The organism is Burkholderia sp. D-99 (genome assembly GCF_011605345.1).
Taxonomy (GTDB): Bacteria; Pseudomonadota; Gammaproteobacteria; order Burkholderiales; family Burkholderiaceae; genus Burkholderia.
This window is the reverse complement of sequence record NZ_JAAOXM010000017.1, coordinates 1-17,999: the sequence shown is the minus strand read 5'-3', so window position 1 is coordinate 17,999 and position 17,999 is coordinate 1. Positions and strand designations below refer to the sequence as shown.

The window sequence follows — 17,999 nt, the reverse complement described above, 5'->3', positions numbered from 1 at the left end:
GATGAACCCGTCCTTCCTCATTACCGCCCTGTTGTGGCTGTCGGTGGCGGGGCTCGCATTCGCGGTCGCGAAGCGCTCGTCCTACTGGCGGCTCGGCCGCGCCACGGCGCCCGGCTCGTTCGGCGTCGCGAACCTGTTCGCGATCCCGAAGCGTTATTTCGTCGACCTGCACCACGTGGTCGCCCGCGATCCGTACATCGCGAAGACCCACGTCGCGACGGCCGGCGGCGCGATCGGCGCGCTTGCGCTGGTGTTCATCAACTACGGCCTCGCGATCTACTCGCCGTGGCTCGACAAGCTGATCTTCCTCGCGGCGCTCGCGATGCTGGTCGGCGCGGTGTTCGTGTGGCGGCGGCGCGCGGCGAAGGACGTGCCCGCACGGTTGTCGAAAGGCCCGTGGAATACACTGCCCTGGCTGCTCGGCTCGTTCGCGCTCGGCCTCGTGCTGTTCATGCTGGTGCCGACCGGTGCGATGTCGGGTGCGTTCGCGGTGCTCTGCGCAGTGCTGATCGGCGTCGGTGCATTCACGATGACGGTCGGCGCCGCGAAGGGCGGTCCGATGAAGCATGCGATCGCGGGGCTGCTGCACCTGGCATTCCACCCGCGCCAGGAGCGTTTCGCGGCCACCCGTGAATCGTTCACGGGCAACGGCACGGCCACGCCGCCGACCGCGCTGAAGCTGCCGGACATCGAGCACCGGGAGTACGGCGTCGAGAAGCCGGTCGAATTCCGCTGGAACCAGCTGCTGAGCTTCGACGCCTGCGTGCAGTGCGGCAAGTGCGAAGCCGCGTGCCCCGCGTTCGCGTCGGGCCAGCCGCTGAACCCGAAGAAGCTGATCCAGGATCTCGTCGTCGGCATGGCGGGCGGCACCGATGCGGCATACGCGGGCAGCCCGTCGCCGGGCCTCGCGGTCGGCCAGCATCGCGGCGAGCCGAACGGCCCGATCGTGTCGGGCCTGATCGAAGAGCAGACGCTGTGGTCGTGCACGACCTGCCGCGCCTGCGTGCAGGAATGCCCGATGCTGATCGAGCACGTCGACGCGATCGTCGACATGCGCCGCAACCGCACGCTCGTGCACGGCACGGTGCCGGGAAAGGGTCAGGAAGTGCTCGCGAACCTGCGCGAGACGGGCACGATGGGCGGCTACGACACGGCCGCGCGCTACGACTGGTCGGTCGACCTGAGCGCGCCCGTTGCACAGCCGGGCAAGCCGGTCGACGTGCTGTTCGTCGCGGGTGAGGGTGCGTTCGACATGCGCTATCAGCGCACGCTGCGCGCGTTCGTGAAGGTACTGAACAAGGCAGGCGTCGATTATGCGGTGCTCGGCTCGACCGAAACCGATACGGGCGACGTCGCACGCCGGCTCGGCGACGAAGCGACGTTCCAGCAGATGGCGAAGCGCCTGATCGGCACGCTCGGCACGCTGTCGTACAAGCAGATCGTGACGGCCGACCCGCACGTGATGCACAGCCTGCGCAACGAATATCGTGCGCTCGGACTGCGTGTGACGGTCAAGCATCACACGACCTACCTCGCCGAATTGGCCGACAGCGGCAAGATCGCACCGAAGGCCATCGAAGCGTTGCAGGAGAAGCGCACGACGTACCACGATCCGTGCTACCTCGGCCGCTACAACGGCGAGACGGAAGCGCCGCGCAAGCTGCTGAAGACGATCGGCATCCAGGTCGTCGAGATGGAGCGCAACGGCATGCGCGGCCGCTGCTGCGGCGGTGGCGGCGGGGCGCCGCTGACCGACATCCCCGGCAAGCAGCGCATTCCCGACATCCGCATCGCCGACGCACGCACGATCGGCGCGGACGTGGTCGCGGTTGCCTGCCCGAACTGCACGGCGATGCTCGAAGGCGTCGTGGGCCCGCGCCCCGACGTGCTCGACGTGGCCGAACTCGTTGCCGCCTCGCTGGAGTGAATCGATGAACACGATCAAACGAATCGATCCGCGCCGGCCGTTCATCATCACGGCTGCGGGCCTGAAGCGCATCACGCTCGGCGAGGAAGGCAGCGCCGATGCGAATGCCGCGCACGGGCCGGCGCACGGTCATGGTGCCGCGGCCGCGAAGCCGCGCCGTGCGGTGCAGGACCCGAAGCACGTGATGCTGGTGGTTGCGCACAGTGAGCGTGGCGCGCTCGACGATCATTCGCGGCAGGCGATCGCCGCCGCCGCGTTGCTCGCCGACGCGCAGACCGAAGTCGCGCTGCTCGCGTTCGGCGAACTGAAGGACGACGTGGCCGAACTCGGCGTCGACAAGCTGCTCGAGTTGACCGGCTTCGATCGCCGCACGTTCGATCCCGAAAGCGAACTGCAAGCATTGCAGGCCTGTGTGGCCGCGCTCGCGCCGAAGCACGTGTTCGTGCCCGACAACGCGACGGGCGACGGCGATCTCGGCCGGCGGTACGCGGCCGCCGCCGGTGCAAGCGTCGCGGCCCACGTCGTCGAGATCGACGCGAAGCACGTCGGTGCGTATGCGCAGGCCGGTCGCGCGTTTGCCACCCGTGCGCTGCCCGACGTGATCCTGCTCGCGCAGAACGCGGTTGACGCGAAGCTGCCGTTCGTCGGTGCGGGCGAACGCCTGGCCGCCGACTTCATCCGCCCGGCCCATTACGCCGCGCAGCCGTACCGCGATCTCGGTCTCGACGAAATCGATGCGGCCCAGGTCGCGCTCGAGGAAGCCGACTTCATCGTATCGGCCGGCAACGGCGTGTCCGACATCGGCGCGTTCGAGCGGCTGGCCGGCACGTTCGGCGCCGCGATCGGCGCGAGCCGCGTTGCGGTCGACAACGGTCACTTCACGCGCGACAAGCAGGTGGGCGCGACCGGCAAGACGGTCGAGGCGAGCGTGTACATCGCGTTCGGCATCTCGGGCGCGGTGCAGCACCTGCAGGGGATCAAGGACTGCCGCCACGTGATCGCGGTGAACCTCGACGGCAGCGCGCCGATCGCGAAGCGCGCGAACCTGACGGTGGTGGGCGATGCGCAGGCGACGATCGCCGCGCTGATCGAACAGGTGCAGGCCGCGCGCGCCGCGCGTGGCGAATCGCCGGCCGCGGTCGGCACCCGTGAACCGGAAGGAGTCGCCGCATGAACGCCCCCCGCCCCTTGCAACGCATCGCGGTGCTCGTGTCCGTCGGCCGTCATCCGGTCAGCGGCGTCGCACGCTATAGCCGCAACGACGCGGCCGCGCTCGAAACCGGCCGCCAGCTCGCGGAGCGGCATCGCGCGAAGCTCGACGTGATCCATGCGGGCGATCCCGCGAATGCGGCGCTTGCCGAATATCTCGCGCTCGGCGCACGGGAAGTCGAGGTGCTGGCCTGCCGCGACGACGACGATGCCGTGCATGCGCTCGCCGCGCGCGTCGAAGACTACGACCTCGTGCTGACCGGCACACGCGCCGAGGGCGCGTACGACACCGGGATGCTGCCGTACCGCATTGCCGCGACGCTCGGCTATCCGCTGGTCGGCTCGGCGGTCGACGTGACGGTCGAAGGCGGCCGTGCGGCGGTCCGGCAATTTTTGCCGAAAGGGCTGCGGCGCCGCGTCGACGCGGCACTGCCGGCCGTCATCGCCGTCCATCCGCTCGCGAATGCCGAGCCGCGCTATGCGTATGCGCGGCTGCGTGCCGGCGCGATCCGGCCGGCGCTCGCGGCGCCCGGCACGGACGCCGATGCGGCCGCGTGGACGGTCGGCCCGGTCGAGCGTAAACCCGTAAAGCTGGTCGCCGCCGAGAAGCGCTCCGGGCATGCCCGGATGCTGTCCGCGACGACGACCGAGAGCCGTGGCGGCAACGTCGTAAATGAAGGGAGTTCGGTCGAAAAAGCACAAGTGATCCTCGCGTATTTGCGCGAGCATCAGCTCATCGACTACTGATTTTGATGCCTGTCGGCAAGAACCCAGGGATGCAAGGAATCCGGAGCAAACGATGAAAGTATCGGCAGACATTCGTGCATTGATCGAGCGGCGCAAGGAAGGGCACAGCCTCGAAGCGCCGTTCTACACGAGCGAGGACATCTTCGCGCTCGACATGGAGGCGATTTTCCGCCAGCACTGGATCCAGGTGGCGGTCGAGCCGGACATTCCCGAGCCGGGCGACTACGTGACCGTGGAACTGGGGAGCGATTCGATCCTGATCGTGCGCGACGACGACATGGCGATCCGCGCGTTCCACAACGTGTGCCGTCACCGCGGCGCGCGCCTGTGCAACGAAGACAAGGGCTCGGTCGGCAACATCGTGTGCCCGTACCACAGCTGGACCTACAACCTGACGGGCCAGCTGATGTTCGCCGAGCACATGGGCGAGAAGTTCGACCGCTGCAAGCACAGCCTGAAGTCGGTCCACGTCGAGAACCTCGCGGGCCTGATTTTCATCTGCCTCGCCGACGAGCCGCCGGTCGATTTCGCGCAACTGCGCGCCGAGATGGAGCCGTACCTGCTGCCGCACGACCTGCCGAACACGAAGATCGCCGCGCAGATCGACATCATCGAGGAAGGCAACTGGAAGCTCACGATGGAGAACAACCGCGAGTGCTATCACTGCGTTGCGAACCATCCGGAGCTGACGATTTCGCTGTACGAGTACGGCTTCGGCTACCAGCGTTCCGACGCGAATGCCGAAGGCATGGATGCGTTCGCTGAAACGTGTGTGCGCCGCGGGAAGGAGTGGGCCGAAATGGGCCTGCCGTCCGAAGAGATCGAGAAGCTGCTCGACGTGACGGGTTTCCGCACGCAGCGCCTGCCGCTCGATCGTCACGGCGAATCGCAGACGCTCGACGCGAAGGTCGCGTCGAAGAAGCTGCTCGGCGGCTTCGACAAGGCGGACCTCGGCGGGCTGTCGTTCTGGACGCAGCCGAACTCGTGGCACCACTTCATGAGCGATCACATCGTGACGTTCTCGGTGATCCCGCTGTCGGCCGGCAAGACGCTCGTGCGCACGAAGTGGCTCGTGCACAAGGACGCGAAGGAAGGCATCGACTACGACGTGAAGAACCTCACGGCCGTGTGGAACGCGACCAACGACCAGGATCGCGCGCTCGTCGAATTCTCGCAGCGCGGCGCGACCAGCAGCGCGTACGAGCCGGGCCCGTATTCGCCGTTCACGGAAGGTCTCGTCGAAAAATTCTCGGCCTGGTACATCGGCCGGCTCGCTGAAAAAACCGGCGAGTAGCACTTAGCAGCGGACAAGCGGAGCAACTGATGAAACGACCCCCACGCTCACTGCGTTCCCTGCCCCCCAAGGGGGCGGTCAGCCTCCTTGGGGCGGCCCGGCGGAGGCTGACATGATGCGAGATGCGGCCAACTTCGAGCCGACGGACAGCCGGGTCACACGCCCGGCGTTCTGGAACGCCCTTCCCGAGCGCTGGACGAGCGACGTCGAGGAAACGCTGGTGTGCTGCCACGTGCGGCAGGAAACGCACGACGTGAAGAGTTTCTTCTTCCGTTCGCCGCACGGCCGCTCGTTCTCGTTCGAACCCGGGCAGTTCCTCACGCTCGAGCTCGACATCGACGGCGAAACGATCAATCGCTGCTACACGATCTCGTCGTCGCCCGCGCGGCCCCACACGGTGTCGATCACGGTGAAGCGCGTGCCGGGCGGCAAGGTGTCGAACTGGCTGCACGACAACCTGCAGCCGGGCGCACCGGTGCGCGTGCTCGGCCCGGCCGGCGAGTTCACGTGCGCACGCCATCCGGCGCGCAAGTACCTGTTCCTGTCGGCGGGCTCGGGCGTCACGCCGCTGATGTCGATGAGCCGCGCGCATCATGATCTCGCGGAGGATCGCGACATCCTGTTCGTGCACAGCGCGCGCACGCCGGACGACATCATCTTCGCGCGCGAACTCGACCTGATCGCGTCGAATCACACGAATTTCCGCACGTCGTTCGTCGTCGAACGCCTGGGCGCACGCACCAACTGGCCGGGCGTCACGGGCTTCCTGACGCTGCCGCTGCTGAAGCTGATCGCACCGGATTTCATGGAGCGCGAGATCTTTACGTGCGGCCCCGCGCCGTACATGAAGGCCGTGCGCGACCTGCTCGACGAAGCCGGTTTCGATCGCAAGCAGTATCACGAGGAGAGCTTCTCGTTCGAAACGCTCGCGCAAACCGCGAGCGACGAGCTGCTCGCCGATCTCGCACCGCCGGCTGAAGGCGGCGACGCGGCGACGAAACAGTTCACGGTCAGCTTCGCAAAGAGCAATCGCGAGATTTCGTGCGGTTCGGAGCAGCACGTGCTGGATGCTGCGCGCCAGTCCGGCGTGCGGCTGCCGGCCTCGTGCACGCAGGGCATGTGCGGCACCTGCAAGGTGAAGCTCGTGTCGGGGCAAGTTGAAATGAAGCACAACGGCGGTATCCGCCAGCGCGAGATCGACCAGGGGATGGTGCTGCTGTGCTGCAGCAAGCCGCTGTCGGATCTCGTGATCGACAAGTAGTCGACACTCGCCATCGGCTGTCCGGGCGCGTCGCGCCCGGACAAGCATCCGTCGGAAAACAACGATACCGCGGATTTGTGGTTGAAGAACCTAGAGAGACAACGCGCGCAGGCGCACATCAAGGAGATCGACCATGAAGCTGTTCGGAAAACTGTTGTGGACCGGCGCGCTGTCGGCAATGGTGGCGCTCAGCGCATCGGCGCTCGCCGATACGAAGCCCACGCTGAAGATCGGTTACGTCGAAGGCTGGGACGACAGCGTTGCGACGTCGAACGTCGCGGCGCGCGTGATCGAGAAGAAGCTCGGTTACCAGGTCCAGCTCGTGCCGGTGGCTGCCGGGATCATGTGGCAAGGCGTGGCGCGCGGCGATCTCGACGCGACGCTGTCCGCATGGCTGCCGGTCACGCACGGCTCTTACTGGGATGAATACAAGGCCAAGGTTGTCGACCTCGGCGCGAACTTCCCCGATGCAAAGATCGGCCTGATCGTACCCGCGTACGTGAAGGCGAAGAGCATCGACGATCTGAATGCCGAGAAAGGTAGCTTCGGTGGCCGGATCGTCGGTATCGACGCAGGCGCAGGCGTGATGCGCAAGACTGACGACGCGATCAAGAGCTATGGCCTGAGCTATACGCTGATGCCGAGTTCGGGTAGCGCGATGACGGCCGAGTTGTCGCGTTCGGTCAATGCGAACAAGCCGGTGATCGTGACCGGCTGGGCGCCGCACTGGATGTTCGCGAAGTGGAAGCTGCGCTTCCTCGAGGATCCGAAGAAGGTGTTCGGCGGCGCGGAGCACGTCGACAGTGTCGTGAATCCGGGGCTCGAAACGAAGGCCAAGCCGGTCGTCGCGTTCCTGAAAAAATTCCAGTGGAAGCCGGGTGAAATCGACAGCGTGATGCTGGCGATCCAGAACGGCTCGAAGCCGGAAGCGGCTGCCGATGCATGGATTGCGGCGCATGCGGACCGCGTGAATTCGTGGACGGAAGGCACGCAGTAAGCCGCGACGATTCGCCGCAATAAAAAGACGAAGAGACAGTCCGGGATTGATCAGCAGGATAACGAAATAATCGTACTGCGATGTGGTCGTATCCCGGAATTATTTTTTTGATTCTGCAAAAAGCCCCGTAAATTGTTACACTACGGCCCTTGTGCGGAGTCATCTGCTTTGCATCGGACCAGAGTAAGCGCTGAAGCGCTAACTCTGCTCGAGAGGAGGAATTGGATGAGTCAGGCAGGACTGCGTGCGAACAGCACCAGTGATGTTGAGGCAACCATCTCACATGATTCGACGGGCCACACGCTGCATCGTGGCCTGACTTGGAAAGACGCTTTTTGGGTAACGAGCGGCGTGCCGGCAGGCGTGCTGTTCACGATCGGCGGCGTATGCGCGACGATCGGCCAGCCCGCGTGGGCGATCTGGATCGCCGCGATCACGATGGGGCTGATTCAAAGCGCGACTTATGCGGAAATATCGGGACTATTTCCCCATAAATCGGGCGGCGCGTCCGTGTATGGCGCGATCGGCTGGGTCCGTTACAGCAAGCTGATCGCCCCGGTTTCCGTGTGGTGCAACTGGCTCGCGTGGTCGCCGATGCTCGCGCTCGGCTGCGGCCTCGCGGCGAGCTATGCGCTCACGAGTCTCTTTCCCGCCAATGCGGCGGTGCTGCAATGGCAGCTCAAGATTGCGGATCTCGGGTTCATCAAGCCGGGTCTGTCCCTGCGGATCAATGCGACGTTCATCATCGCGACGATCCTGCTTCTCATCACGTTCAAGCTTCAACACAGCGGTGCATCGAAGGCTGCGCGCACGCAGCGCATTCTCGGCATCGCGTCGCTCACGCCGCTGCTGATCGTCGGCATCGTGCCGTTCGTCACGGGCGACGTACCGATGTCGAACCTGCTCCCGCTGCTGCCGCTCGGTCACGACGCGCACGGCAATCTCACGGCCGCGACGTTCGGCACGTGGAACGGGCAGGGCGTCACGATGGCGCTCGGCGCGATGTTCATGGCCGGCTGGGCGTCGTACGGCTTCGAGACGGCCGTCTGCTACACGCGTGAATTCCGCGATCCGCGTCGCGATACCGCCAAGGCGATCTTCTGGTCGGGCGCACTGTGTCTCGTCGTGATGACGCTCGTGCCGTTGGCGTTCCAGGGCGCGCTCGGCACGCAGGCGATGCTCGATCCGTCGATCGGCGACGGCACCGGCGTCGCGGCCGCGATGGCGAAGATCGTCGGCGGCGGTGCATGGGTCGCGAATGCGGTCGTCGTGATGCTGATGCTGTCGATCCTGCTGATCGTGATGACGTCGATGATGGGCTCGTCGCGCACGCTGTACCAGGCGTCGGTCGACGGCTGGCTGCCGAAGTACCTGTCGCACGTGAACGAGCACGGCTCACCCACGCGCGCGATGTGGACCGATCTCGGTTTCAACCTCGTGTTGCTGATGATGTCGGACTACATGACGGTGCTGTCGATCTCGAACGTCTGCTACATGCTGTTCGTATTCCTGAATCTTCAGTCGGGCTGGATCCACCGGATGGATCGCGGCAACTGGGATCGGCCGTTCCGCTGCCCGACGTGGCTGCTCGTCGCAGGTTCGATCTGCGGCTACGCGAATCTCGTCTATGTCGGTGCGGGCGCGAACCTGCAGGGCGAAGGCACGCTGCGCAACGGGCTGATCGCGATGCTCCTGATCGTGCCGGTGTTCCTGTTCCGTCATTACTGGCAGGATCGCGGCCGGTTCCCCGCGCAGATGCAGCGCGACATGGAGCTCGAAGTGCCGAAGCGCGCGATGTGGCTGAACCTGATGCCTTATGCGGCGCTGGTTGGCGCGGGGCTGACGATCTGGCTGTCGTATTACTTTGCGTGGGTGAAGTGACGAAGTAATGCTTGCGGACGCAGCACGCGATGGCTCCGGAAACCGCACACGGGGTCGTCGCGCGACTGCGGCACGTCATACGCGATCATGCCGACATGACAGGGTGCCTGCCGCCGGGAAATCGTGATGCCGTGTTCCACTTGCCTGAAATTCCCGTCACCCACCTCGAACTACGATGAGGTGGCGGTGAATGAGCCCATGCAGTCCGAGCTTTATCGCTGCCGAGCGTGCGGTCAGCTGATTCGCACGGGTGCGCTGGAGCGCGGCGCGTCCTACCTCTCGTCCGCGAACGCCAGGCAGCAGTTTCCCGGCTTCGATCCATCGACATCCTGATCGGGCCGGCATTTGCCGCCGGGAGTCTGGCCATGCAACCGGGCATGGCAGCTTGATTTTGAGAACGATCGGTTCTAATATCCGTCTCCATGAACCCGACCTCGACATCTTCCGGCGCCCGCGACAGGGGCCGCCCACGCGAATTCGACACCGACGAGGTGATCGATGCGGCAGCACGCGTGTTCTGGGAGCAGGGGTATCACGCGACGTCGATCGACGCATTGTGCGAAGCCACGGGCGTTTTTCGCGGCAGCCTGTACCGCACCTTCGGCGACAAGCACGGGTTGCTGGTCGCCGCGTTCGACCGTTATGCGGAAGGTGCGATCGCACGGCTCAAGGAGCGTCTCGCAGCGGATCTGCCACCGCGGCAGGCACTCCGGGAGGCGCTCCTGTACTACACGGAAATCGGAGTGCGGCTGTCGGAGCGACGCGGCTGCTTCATCACGAATTCGGCCGTCGAACTCCTGCCCGGCGACGACGTGCTGCGCCCGTACATCGAATCGACCCTGCTGCGCATCGGTACGCAATTCAGCCTGGCCGTCGCGCGCGGCCAGCAGTCGGGCGATTTCGACCGGAATCTCGATCCGGAGGAAGTGGGCCGGTTCCTGCTTTGCCTGATCCAGGGCATGCGGGTGTTGGGCAAGTCGCGTGCATCGGAGTCGGAGCTGGCCTCGATCGTCGATATCGCGATGCGGGCGCTGACCTGATTTTTTTTGACTATTTTGAGAATGATCGGTTTCAAATGTGAGATATGCCGGGTGCCCGCATTGAGACCGTGAAGGGCAGGCAAGAACGATAAGGTATGTTGATACGGCACTGCCGCTGCGCGCAGCCGCACCGGCATCATTTTTCAATTAATTTGGGAATGATCAGTCATGAATGACGCAACACTCGCAACGCCCGCCGCGAACGCGTACGGGAAAGGCGTCGTCGCATGTGTGACCGCGACGATCCTGATGGGCGCGATGTTTCCGGTGATGACCGATGCGTTGCGGTACATCGATCCCTTCACGTTCACGTCGCTGCGCTATCTGATCGCCGGCATGGGCTTCCTCGCGTTGCTGCGGATCGTCGAAGGGCCCGGTGCGTTCCGTTCGGCCGGTGAGCCCGTGGCGCTCGCCTGGCTGCTCGGATCGATAGGCTTCTGCGGATTCGGTTCGTTCGTGTTCCTGGGGCAGCAGCTGGCCGGCGACGAGGGCGCGCTGACCGCGTCGATCATGATGGCGACGCAGCCGATGATGGGGCTGCTGCTCAACGCGCTGGTGCGGCGCGTCGCGCCGGCGCCGGTGTCGGTGCTGTTCGTCGTGCTGTCCTTTACCGGCGTCGCGCTCGTCATCATGCGCGGCGACGTGATCGCGGCACTGCACGAACCGCAGCACTACGCGGCCAACGCGCTGATCGTCGTCGGCGCGCTGTGCTGGGTCGTCTATACGTTCGGCGCCGCGCGGTTTACGAAATGGTCCGCACTGAAATACACGACCTTCACGACGTGGCTCGGATTGACCACGATCGTCGCGGTCAACCTGGTGCTGATCGTCACGCACCGGATCGCGGCGCCGTCGCTGGCCGCCGTGCACGCGGTGCTGCCGCATCTCGCGTACATGGGGCCGGTGGCCGGCTTCGGCGCGATCCTGCTGTGGATGACGGGCAACCGGAACTTGGGACCGATGAACGGCGTGCTGTTCATGGACATCGTGCCCATCACGGCATTCATCGTATCCGCGGTCACGGGCGTGGTGCCCAACCGCGCGCAGATCCTGGGCGCCGCGCTGACGGGCGTGGCGCTGATCCTCAACAACCTCTATCTGCGACGCCGGGCACGACGAATCGGCATGCCGCATGCGCGCGTGCCGTCGGCTTCCGCGTGACGGGCGGCAAGGCCCGCCCGCTTACGAAAACACCACCGTCCGGTCGCCGTTCAGGAACACCCTGCGCTCGATGAACGCCTTCACGGCACGCGCGAGCGTGATGCTTTCGACGTCACGCCCCACCGCGAGCAACTGCTCGGGGCGCAGCGCATGATCGACGCGCTCGACGACCTGCTCGATGATCGGGCCTTCGTCGAGATCGTCGGTGACGAAGTGTGCGGTCGCGCCGATCAGCTTCACGCCGCGCGCATGCGCCTGGTGATACGGCTTCGCGCCCTTGAAGCCGGGCAGGAACGAATGATGGATGTTGATCGCGCGGTTCGCGAGCTTCGCGCTCGTTTCCTGCGACAGCACCTGCATGTAGCGCGCGAGGATCACGAGCTCGGCGCCGCTCGACTCGAAGAAGTCGAGCCACTGCGCTTCCTGCTGCGCCTTCGTATCGGCCGTGATCGGGAAGTGGCGGAACGGCAGCCCGTGCTGCGCGGCGAGCGGCTCGAAGTCGGGATGGTTCGACACGATGCCGACGATGTCCATCTTCAGCTCGCCCATCCGCCAGCGGAACAACAGGTCCGCGAGGCAGTGCTCGAGCTTCGACACCATGATCAGCACCTTCGGCCGTGCGTTCACGTCGTGAATCGCCCATTGCGTGTCGCCTTCGCCGCCGCCGAGCGCGGCCGCGATCGGCGCGAATTCCTGGCGCAGCGCGTCGATCTGCAGCGTTTCATCCGTCGGATGAAACACGCAGCGCACGAAGAAGTGGTTGCTGAGATCGTCGTCGAACACGTTCAGCGCATCGACATAGCAGCGATGGCGCTCGAGAAAGCCGACGACGGCGGCGACCTGGCCGGCCGCGCTCGGGCACGACAGCGTCAGGACGAATTGATCGGGGCGTGAGTCGGCGGTCATGAGGTTCCTCGGATGTCATGGAACGCAACCCGCGCGGCGGCGCGACGGGGCGCCACGCTACGCGGGTAGCGGGAGGCTCAAGTAAATCAGGACGATTTTGGGGCGGATAGAACCAACGCGCCGTGTGGCTGGTATCGGCGCGCCAACGCGGCCGGGCGGCAGCGGGGCGTCAGGCGGCCCTGCGGAGGCGTCAGGCGGGGCAGGCGCGGCCGGCCCAGCGGGCGTCAGACGGGTAGCCGCCCGCCGGACGGCCGGCCGTTCAGGCCGGCGCGCACGCGTCGAGCAGCCAGCGCCGGAACACGTGGGTCGCGTCCGGCTCGGGCCGCTGCGGCGGCCGTACCAGGAAGTAGCCGCGCGACGTGACGACCGGCGCGTCGACGAGCTTCACGAGCTGCCCGGACGCGACGAGTTCGTCGACGAGCGGCGCCCAGCCGAGCGCGACACCTTCGCCGAGCAGCGCCGCATGGATCACGAGCGCGTAGCTGTTGAAGGTCACGCCGCGCGCGGCGGCTGCCGTATCGAGGCCGTGCGCGTCGAACCAGCCGGACCACGACAGCCAGCGTTCGGGGCGCGTCGGCTGCACGTGCAGCAACGGCAACGCGAGCAGGTGGTCGGCGCGTGCGACGTGCGGGTGCGCGTCGCGGAACGCGGGCGAGCACACGGGCGTGACCGATTCCGGAAAGAGCCGCGCGGCCGTGCACGACGGCCAGTGGCCGTCGCCGAACAGGATCGCGATGTCGCCGTGGTCGCGCTGCGCGTCGTAATCCTGTGACGTGACGACGCGCACGTCGACATCCGGCATCACGCGCTTCAGCCCGGCCAGCCGCGGCATCAGCCAGTAGGTCGCAAAGCCGAAGTCGGTGACGATCGTGAGCGCCCCGTGCTCGCGGCGCGCCCGCAGTGTCGCGGTGGCGCCGCGCAGCGTGTCGAGGCTCACCCGCACGGCTTCGTACAGGCACTGGCCGTCGGCCGTCAGCGTGACGCCGCGCGGGCTGCGCTCGAACAGCGGCACACCCAGTTCGGCCTCGAGCTGGAATACCTGCTGGCTCACGGCCGGCTGGGTGGAGCCGAGCTCGCGCGCAGCGGCCGTGAAGCTCGCGAGCCGGGCGGCCGATTCGAACGCGCGCAGCGCCTGCATCGACGGTAACGGTTCGGATTTCGACATAAGTCCCTCTAATGGCCCCATAAGGGCCGGACGCCTACCCGCGCGAATTCGGGCGGGCGATAGTGCATCGGACGGTGCGGCGTGCGTGCTTCACAGGCCGTTTCACAGCCCGCTTCACAGCCCGCTCCACGGGTGGCACGCAACGCATCCCGCGATTCTAGCCAGCGCGGCCTGCCCGCGCGGCACTTTCGTCGGGCCGCTTCCGTCATGCCGGACGTATCGCTGCACGAGCGGCGCGCCGTTCCATTCGAACACCGTTTTTCCCACGACTGCCGATGACGAACCCGACACCCAACATCCTGATCCTGATGGCCGACCAGCTCACGCCGTTCGCGCTGCCGGCCTACGGCAATCGCGTGGCGCGCACGCCGACGCTGGACCGTCTCGCCGCGCAAGGCGTGGTGTTCGACGCCGCTTACTGTGCGAGCCCGCTGTGCGCGCCGTCGCGTTTCTCGCTGCTGACCGGCAAGCTGCCGTCGGGGATCGGCGCCTACGATAACGCCGCCGAATTGCCGGCGCAAACGCTGACGTTCGCGCACTACCTGCGCGCGGGCGGCTACCGGACGATGCTGTCCGGCAAGATGCATTTCTGCGGGCCCGACCAGTTGCACGGCTTCGAGGAGCGGCTCACGACCGACATCTATCCGGCCGATTTCGGCTGGGTGCCCGACTGGGACAGCCCGGCCGAGCGGCCGAGCTGGTATCACAACATGAGTTCGGTGCTCGACGCGGGCCCGTGCGTGCGCACGAACCAGCTCGATTTCGACGACGAGGTCACGTTTGCCGCGAAGCAGAAGCTGTACGACGTCGCGCGCGAGCGTGCGGCCGGGCACGATGCGCGGCCGTTCTGCATGGTCGTGTCGCTGACCCATCCGCACGACCCGTATGCGATCACGCGCGAATACTGGGATCTGTACCGCGACGAAGAGATCGACATGCCCGCCGTGCGGCTCGATGCGGCGGAGAGCGACCCGCATTCGCAGCGGCTGCGCTTCGTCTGCGAGAACGACCGCACGCCGCCTACCGACGCGCAGATCCGCGCCGCGCGCCATGCGTACTACGGCGCGACGTCCTACGTCGACACGCAGTTCGGCAGCGTGCTCGCCGCGCTCGAACAATGCGGATTCGCCGACGACACGATCGTGATCGTCACGTCCGACCACGGCGACATGCTCGGTGAACGCGGGCTCTGGTACAAGATGACGTTCTTCGAAGGCGGCTGCCGCGTGCCGCTGATCGTGCATGCGCCGGGCCGCTTCGGCGCCGCGCGTGTGCGCGGGCCGGTGTCGCACCTCGACCTGCTGCCGACGCTCGTCGATCTGGCCGGCGCCGCGCCCGCCGGCGGCTGGCCCGACCCTGTCGATGGCGCAAGCCTCGTGCCGCACCTGCACGGCACGCCAGCGCACGACGTCGCGCTCGGCGAATACCTCGCGGAAGGCGCGGTCGCGCCGGTCGTGATGATCCGCCGCGGCGACTGGAAGTACGTGCATTGCCCGCTTGACCCCGACCAGCTCTACCACCTCGCCGACGATCCGCACGAACTCACGAACCTCGCCGGCACGCCGGAAGCCGCCGACGTGCTCGCCGCGTTCCGCGCGCAAGCCGCGCAGCGCTGGAACCTGCCCGAACTGGACCGGCAGGTGCGCGCGAGCCAGCGGCGTCGGCGCTTCCATTACGCGGCGACGACGCAGGGTCGCATCCACGCGTGGGACTGGCAGCCGTTCACCGATGCGAGCCAGCGCTACATGCGCAATCACATCGAACTCGACACGCTCGAGGCGATGGCGCGCTTTCCGCGCGTCGGACGCTGAGCGTCCCGTATCGCGATCACTGACGAACGACGGAGGAAGCGGAAGATGGAACGGCAATGCAATGCAGCAATCCGGATCGGCGCGGCACTCGCCGCGGCCGCCTGCGTGATGACGACGCAGGCCGCGCACGCAGCCGACCCGCAGACGTGCGGCGACGTGAAGATGGCGGCGCCCGGCTGGACCGACATCGATGCGACGAACGCGATGGCGGGCGTCGTGCTGAAGGCGCTCGGCTACCGGCAGGACGTGGCGAACCTGTCGGTGCCGATCACGTACCAGGGGCTCAAGAAGGGGCAGGTCGACGTGTTCCTCGGCAACTGGATGCCCGCGCAGGCGCCGCTCGTGAAGCCGTTCGTCGACGAGAAGTCGATCGACGTGTTGCACGCGAACCTGAGCGGCGCGAAGTTCACGCTCGCGGTGCCCGACTACGTGGCGGCCGCCGGCGTGCATACGTTCGCCGATCTCGCGCGCTACGCGGACCGCTTCGGCGGCAAGATCTACGGGATCGAGCCCGGCGCGCCCGCGAACCAGAACATCAAGCGGATGCTGTCCGACCATGCGCTTGGGGCCGCGAACTGGTCGCTCGTCGAATCGAGCGAGACGGGCATGCTCACGCAGGTCGAGCGTGCGGTGCGCGACAAACGCTGGATCGTGTTCCTCGGCTGGGAGCCGCACCTGATGAACACGAAGTTCCACCTGACCTACCTGTCGGGCGGCGATGCGTATTTCGGGCCGAACTACGGCGGCGCGACGGTCAATACGGTCACGCGCGCCGGGTTCGCCGGCCAGTGCGCGAACCTGGCGCGGCTGTTCCGGCAGATGACGTTTTCCGTCGACGTCGAGAACCGGATGATCGCCGACATGCTCGACCACAAGACATCGCCCGCGCTCGCGGCTCAGCATGCGCTGAAATCCGACCCGGCGCTGGTTGCCGGCTGGCTGGACGGCGTGACGACGACAGCCGGCGCACCGGGCCTGCCGGCCGTGCGCGCGGCCCTCGACGGTCGCTGATTCCCTCCCTCCGGGCGGCCGGTTTTGCCGCGCCGCCCGTCTACGTGTTTTCCCGACCGGTCGCATCGTGACCATTTGGTGTCGCCTTCAGACGGGTGACCCGAAATATGGGTTTGTATTTTTCGCCAATGGCTGCGTTATTGCGGAAAACGAAATGCCGAAGCCAGCGGGCGTACCGAATTCGAATCCACCGGCGTATCGCGGCACGCGCCGGGACGAGATTCTTTCCATCGAACGGTTCAGGGAGGGTGGTCGACAATGAAGCACACGAAAGTTGCCGTAGCCGCCGCGCTTGCATGCGCGGCCTGCATTCCCGCCATCGGGCATGCGCAGAGCAGCGTGACGCTGTACGGGATTCTCGACGCGGGCATCACGTACGTGAACAACACGGGCGGCTCGCACGTCGTCAAGTTCGACGACGGCGTCGCGTACGGAAACCGCTTCGGCCTCAAGGGCACGGAAGACCTCGGCGGCGGCCTGAAGGCCGTGTTCACGCTCGAGAGTGGCTTCCGCCTCGGCACCGGGCAACTCGGCTTCGGCGGTTCCGAGTTCGGCCGCCAGGCGTACGTCGGCCTGCAGAACGACTGGGGCACGCTGTCGTTCGGCAACCAGCTCGACATCACGAACGAACTCGTGTCGATCTACAACATCTCCGCGTGGGGCAGCGGTTATGCGATCCACCAGGGCGACTTCGACCGCTTCAACGGCGACCGCCTGCCGAACTCGGTGAAGTTCCTGTCGAACGATCTCAGCGGCTTCAAGTTCGGCGCGATGTACTCGTTCGGCAACGTCGCCGGCAACTTCCATCGCAACAGCGCATGGAGCGCGGGCGCAAGCTTCACGAAGGGCGACTTCTCGATCGGCGCCGCGTACACGCGCCTGAACAACCCGAACGGCATCTATGCGTTCGACCCGTACGCGATGATCGGCACGCACACGTTCCTCGGCCAGCAGACGGTGACCGTCGATCCGGCGACCGGCGCACGCACCGACCTGTTCGCGAACACGCCGATGGATGTCGACAGCCAGGGCACGTTCGGCATCGGCACGAGCTACACGATCGGCAAGCTGACGCTCGACGGCAACTTCTCGTACACGACGATCAAGGGCTTCGGCCAGTCGTCGCACATGCAGGTCTACGAAGGCGGCGGCTCGTACCAGTTCACGCCGGCGTTGAGCCTGATTGCCGGCTACCAGCACACGCGCTTCGAAGGCCATCACTGGAACCAGGGCACGGCGGGCCTGCATTACATGCTGTCGAAGCGCACCGACGTGTACCTCTCCGGCGATTACCTGCGCGCGTCGCAAGGCGTAGATGCGGTGATCGGCTACAGCTTCACGCCGTCGACGACGCAGACGCAGGCCGACGTGCGGATCGGGATGCGCCATTCGTTCTGAGCGGGGTGGTGTGGGGTTGTGACGTCTTCAGCGAGGTCTCTCTTTGGCGCGAACCGAGGTTCGCGCTTTTTTTTGGTTCATCGAGGATTACCGGGGAACGCGGCGCGGATCTTGAGGAAGAAGTATTCCTCGTCGCGGTACCCGTAAGCTCGACGCTTGATGACCTTGATGGTGTTGTTGATACCTTCGAC

General features: G+C 66.1%; 15 protein-coding genes. 12 read left to right on the top strand and 3 right to left on the bottom strand.

The annotated features are described in order from the left end of the window. Window position 1 precedes the first annotated feature (1 nt). The 9 genes from HAV18_RS35825 to HAV18_RS35785 all read left to right on the top strand — a co-directional run bounded on the left by HAV18_RS35825 (window position 2) and on the right by HAV18_RS35785 (window position 11,517). Window positions 2-1,927 (top strand): (Fe-S)-binding protein, encoded by a 1,926-nt coding sequence (locus HAV18_RS35825; protein WP_166965259.1) that lies wholly within the window; start codon window positions 2-4, stop codon window positions 1,925-1,927. A gap of 4 nt (window positions 1,928-1,931) precedes the next feature. Further along, window positions 1,932-3,101 carry an electron transfer flavoprotein subunit alpha/FixB family protein gene (locus HAV18_RS35820; RefSeq protein ID WP_166965257.1) on the top strand — a complete coding sequence of 390 codons (1,170 nt, stop codon included), beginning with the start codon at window positions 1,932-1,934 and terminating at the stop codon, window positions 3,099-3,101. Then, window positions 3,098-3,883 (top strand): electron transfer flavoprotein subunit beta/FixA family protein, encoded by a 786-nt coding sequence (locus HAV18_RS35815; RefSeq protein WP_166965255.1) that lies wholly within the window; start codon window positions 3,098-3,100, stop codon window positions 3,881-3,883. The genes HAV18_RS35820 and HAV18_RS35815 overlap by 4 nt, the downstream gene beginning before the upstream one ends. Before the next feature lie 52 nt (window positions 3,884-3,935). Further along, the gene (locus HAV18_RS35810) at window positions 3,936-5,177 is read left to right on the top strand and encodes an aromatic ring-hydroxylating dioxygenase subunit alpha (protein WP_166965253.1); all 1,242 of its coding nucleotides are present in this window, start codon (window positions 3,936-3,938) and stop codon (window positions 5,175-5,177) included. 112 nt (window positions 5,178-5,289) lie between these two features. Beyond that, entirely contained in the window at window positions 5,290-6,438 is a 1,149-nt protein-coding gene (locus HAV18_RS35805; protein WP_166965251.1) for a hybrid-cluster NAD(P)-dependent oxidoreductase, read from the top strand. 133 nt (window positions 6,439-6,571) lie between these two features. Next, window positions 6,572-7,435, top strand: coding sequence for a glycine betaine ABC transporter substrate-binding protein (locus HAV18_RS35800; protein ID WP_166965249.1), 864 nt, complete (start codon window positions 6,572-6,574; stop codon window positions 7,433-7,435). Between the two features lie 225 nt (window positions 7,436-7,660). Further along, the gene (locus HAV18_RS35795) at window positions 7,661-9,316 is read left to right on the top strand and encodes an APC family permease (RefSeq protein WP_166965247.1); all 1,656 of its coding nucleotides are present in this window, start codon (window positions 7,661-7,663) and stop codon (window positions 9,314-9,316) included. Between the two features lie 422 nt (window positions 9,317-9,738). Continuing rightward, the gene (locus HAV18_RS35790; protein ID WP_166965245.1) at window positions 9,739-10,356 is read left to right on the top strand and encodes a TetR/AcrR family transcriptional regulator; all 618 of its coding nucleotides are present in this window, start codon (window positions 9,739-9,741) and stop codon (window positions 10,354-10,356) included. Window positions 10,357-10,524: 168 nt separating this feature from the next. Further along, a complete protein-coding gene (locus tag HAV18_RS35785; protein ID WP_166965243.1) occupies window positions 10,525-11,517 on the top strand; it encodes a DMT family transporter in 993 nt (330 codons plus the stop codon). Between the two features lie 21 nt (window positions 11,518-11,538). Here HAV18_RS35785 and purU read toward each other — a convergent pair whose 3' ends face one another. Together purU and HAV18_RS35775 are read right to left on the bottom strand one after the other, a co-directional pair. Beyond that, window positions 11,539-12,423 (bottom strand): formyltetrahydrofolate deformylase, encoded by an 885-nt coding sequence (gene purU, locus HAV18_RS35780; RefSeq protein ID WP_166965241.1) that lies wholly within the window; start codon window positions 12,421-12,423, stop codon window positions 11,539-11,541. Window positions 12,424-12,682: 259 nt separating this feature from the next. Next, entirely contained in the window at window positions 12,683-13,588 is a 906-nt protein-coding gene (locus tag HAV18_RS35775) for a choline sulfate utilization transcriptional regulator (protein WP_166965239.1), read from the bottom strand. 275 nt (window positions 13,589-13,863) lie between these two features. Here HAV18_RS35775 and betC point away from each other — a divergent pair, with 275 nt between their 5' ends. From betC to HAV18_RS35760, 3 genes are all read left to right on the top strand, one after another. Continuing rightward, a complete protein-coding gene (betC, locus tag HAV18_RS35770; protein WP_166965237.1) occupies window positions 13,864-15,399 on the top strand; it encodes a choline-sulfatase in 1,536 nt (511 codons plus the stop codon). Window positions 15,400-15,444: 45 nt separating this feature from the next. After that, window positions 15,445-16,410: a choline ABC transporter substrate-binding protein gene (choX, locus tag HAV18_RS35765; RefSeq protein ID WP_166965235.1), complete on the top strand. Its 966-nt coding sequence runs from the start codon at window positions 15,445-15,447 to the stop codon at window positions 16,408-16,410. 258 nt (window positions 16,411-16,668) lie between these two features. Continuing rightward, the gene (locus tag HAV18_RS35760; protein WP_166965233.1) at window positions 16,669-17,808 is read left to right on the top strand and encodes a porin; all 1,140 of its coding nucleotides are present in this window, start codon (window positions 16,669-16,671) and stop codon (window positions 17,806-17,808) included. 77 nt (window positions 17,809-17,885) lie between these two features. Here the strand turns inward: HAV18_RS35760 and HAV18_RS35755 are convergent. After that, window positions 17,886-17,999: transposase (locus HAV18_RS35755; protein WP_166965231.1), on the bottom strand; the 114-nt coding region annotated here is incomplete at its 5' end.

Coding starts and splice junctions, on each gene's coding strand:
- HAV18_RS35825 (WP_166965259.1), top strand. CDS start 2: ATGAACCCGTCCTTCCTCATTACCGCCCTGTTGTGGCTGTCGGTGGCG.
- HAV18_RS35820 (WP_166965257.1), top strand. CDS start 1,932: ATGAACACGATCAAACGAATCGATCCGCGCCGGCCGTTCATCATCACG.
- HAV18_RS35815 (WP_166965255.1), top strand. CDS start 3,098: ATGAACGCCCCCCGCCCCTTGCAACGCATCGCGGTGCTCGTGTCCGTC.
- HAV18_RS35810 (WP_166965253.1), top strand. CDS start 3,936: ATGAAAGTATCGGCAGACATTCGTGCATTGATCGAGCGGCGCAAGGAA.
- HAV18_RS35805 (WP_166965251.1), top strand. CDS start 5,290: ATGATGCGAGATGCGGCCAACTTCGAGCCGACGGACAGCCGGGTCACA.
- HAV18_RS35800 (WP_166965249.1), top strand. CDS start 6,572: ATGAAGCTGTTCGGAAAACTGTTGTGGACCGGCGCGCTGTCGGCAATG.
- HAV18_RS35795 (WP_166965247.1), top strand. CDS start 7,661: ATGAGTCAGGCAGGACTGCGTGCGAACAGCACCAGTGATGTTGAGGCA.
- HAV18_RS35790 (WP_166965245.1), top strand. CDS start 9,739: ATGAACCCGACCTCGACATCTTCCGGCGCCCGCGACAGGGGCCGCCCA.
- HAV18_RS35785 (WP_166965243.1), top strand. CDS start 10,525: ATGAATGACGCAACACTCGCAACGCCCGCCGCGAACGCGTACGGGAAA.
- purU (WP_166965241.1), bottom strand. CDS start 12,423: ATGACCGCCGACTCACGCCCCGATCAATTCGTCCTGACGCTGTCGTGC.
- HAV18_RS35775 (WP_166965239.1), bottom strand. CDS start 13,588: ATGTCGAAATCCGAACCGTTACCGTCGATGCAGGCGCTGCGCGCGTTC.
- betC (WP_166965237.1), top strand. CDS start 13,864: ATGACGAACCCGACACCCAACATCCTGATCCTGATGGCCGACCAGCTC.
- choX (WP_166965235.1), top strand. CDS start 15,445: ATGGAACGGCAATGCAATGCAGCAATCCGGATCGGCGCGGCACTCGCC.
- HAV18_RS35760 (WP_166965233.1), top strand. CDS start 16,669: ATGAAGCACACGAAAGTTGCCGTAGCCGCCGCGCTTGCATGCGCGGCC.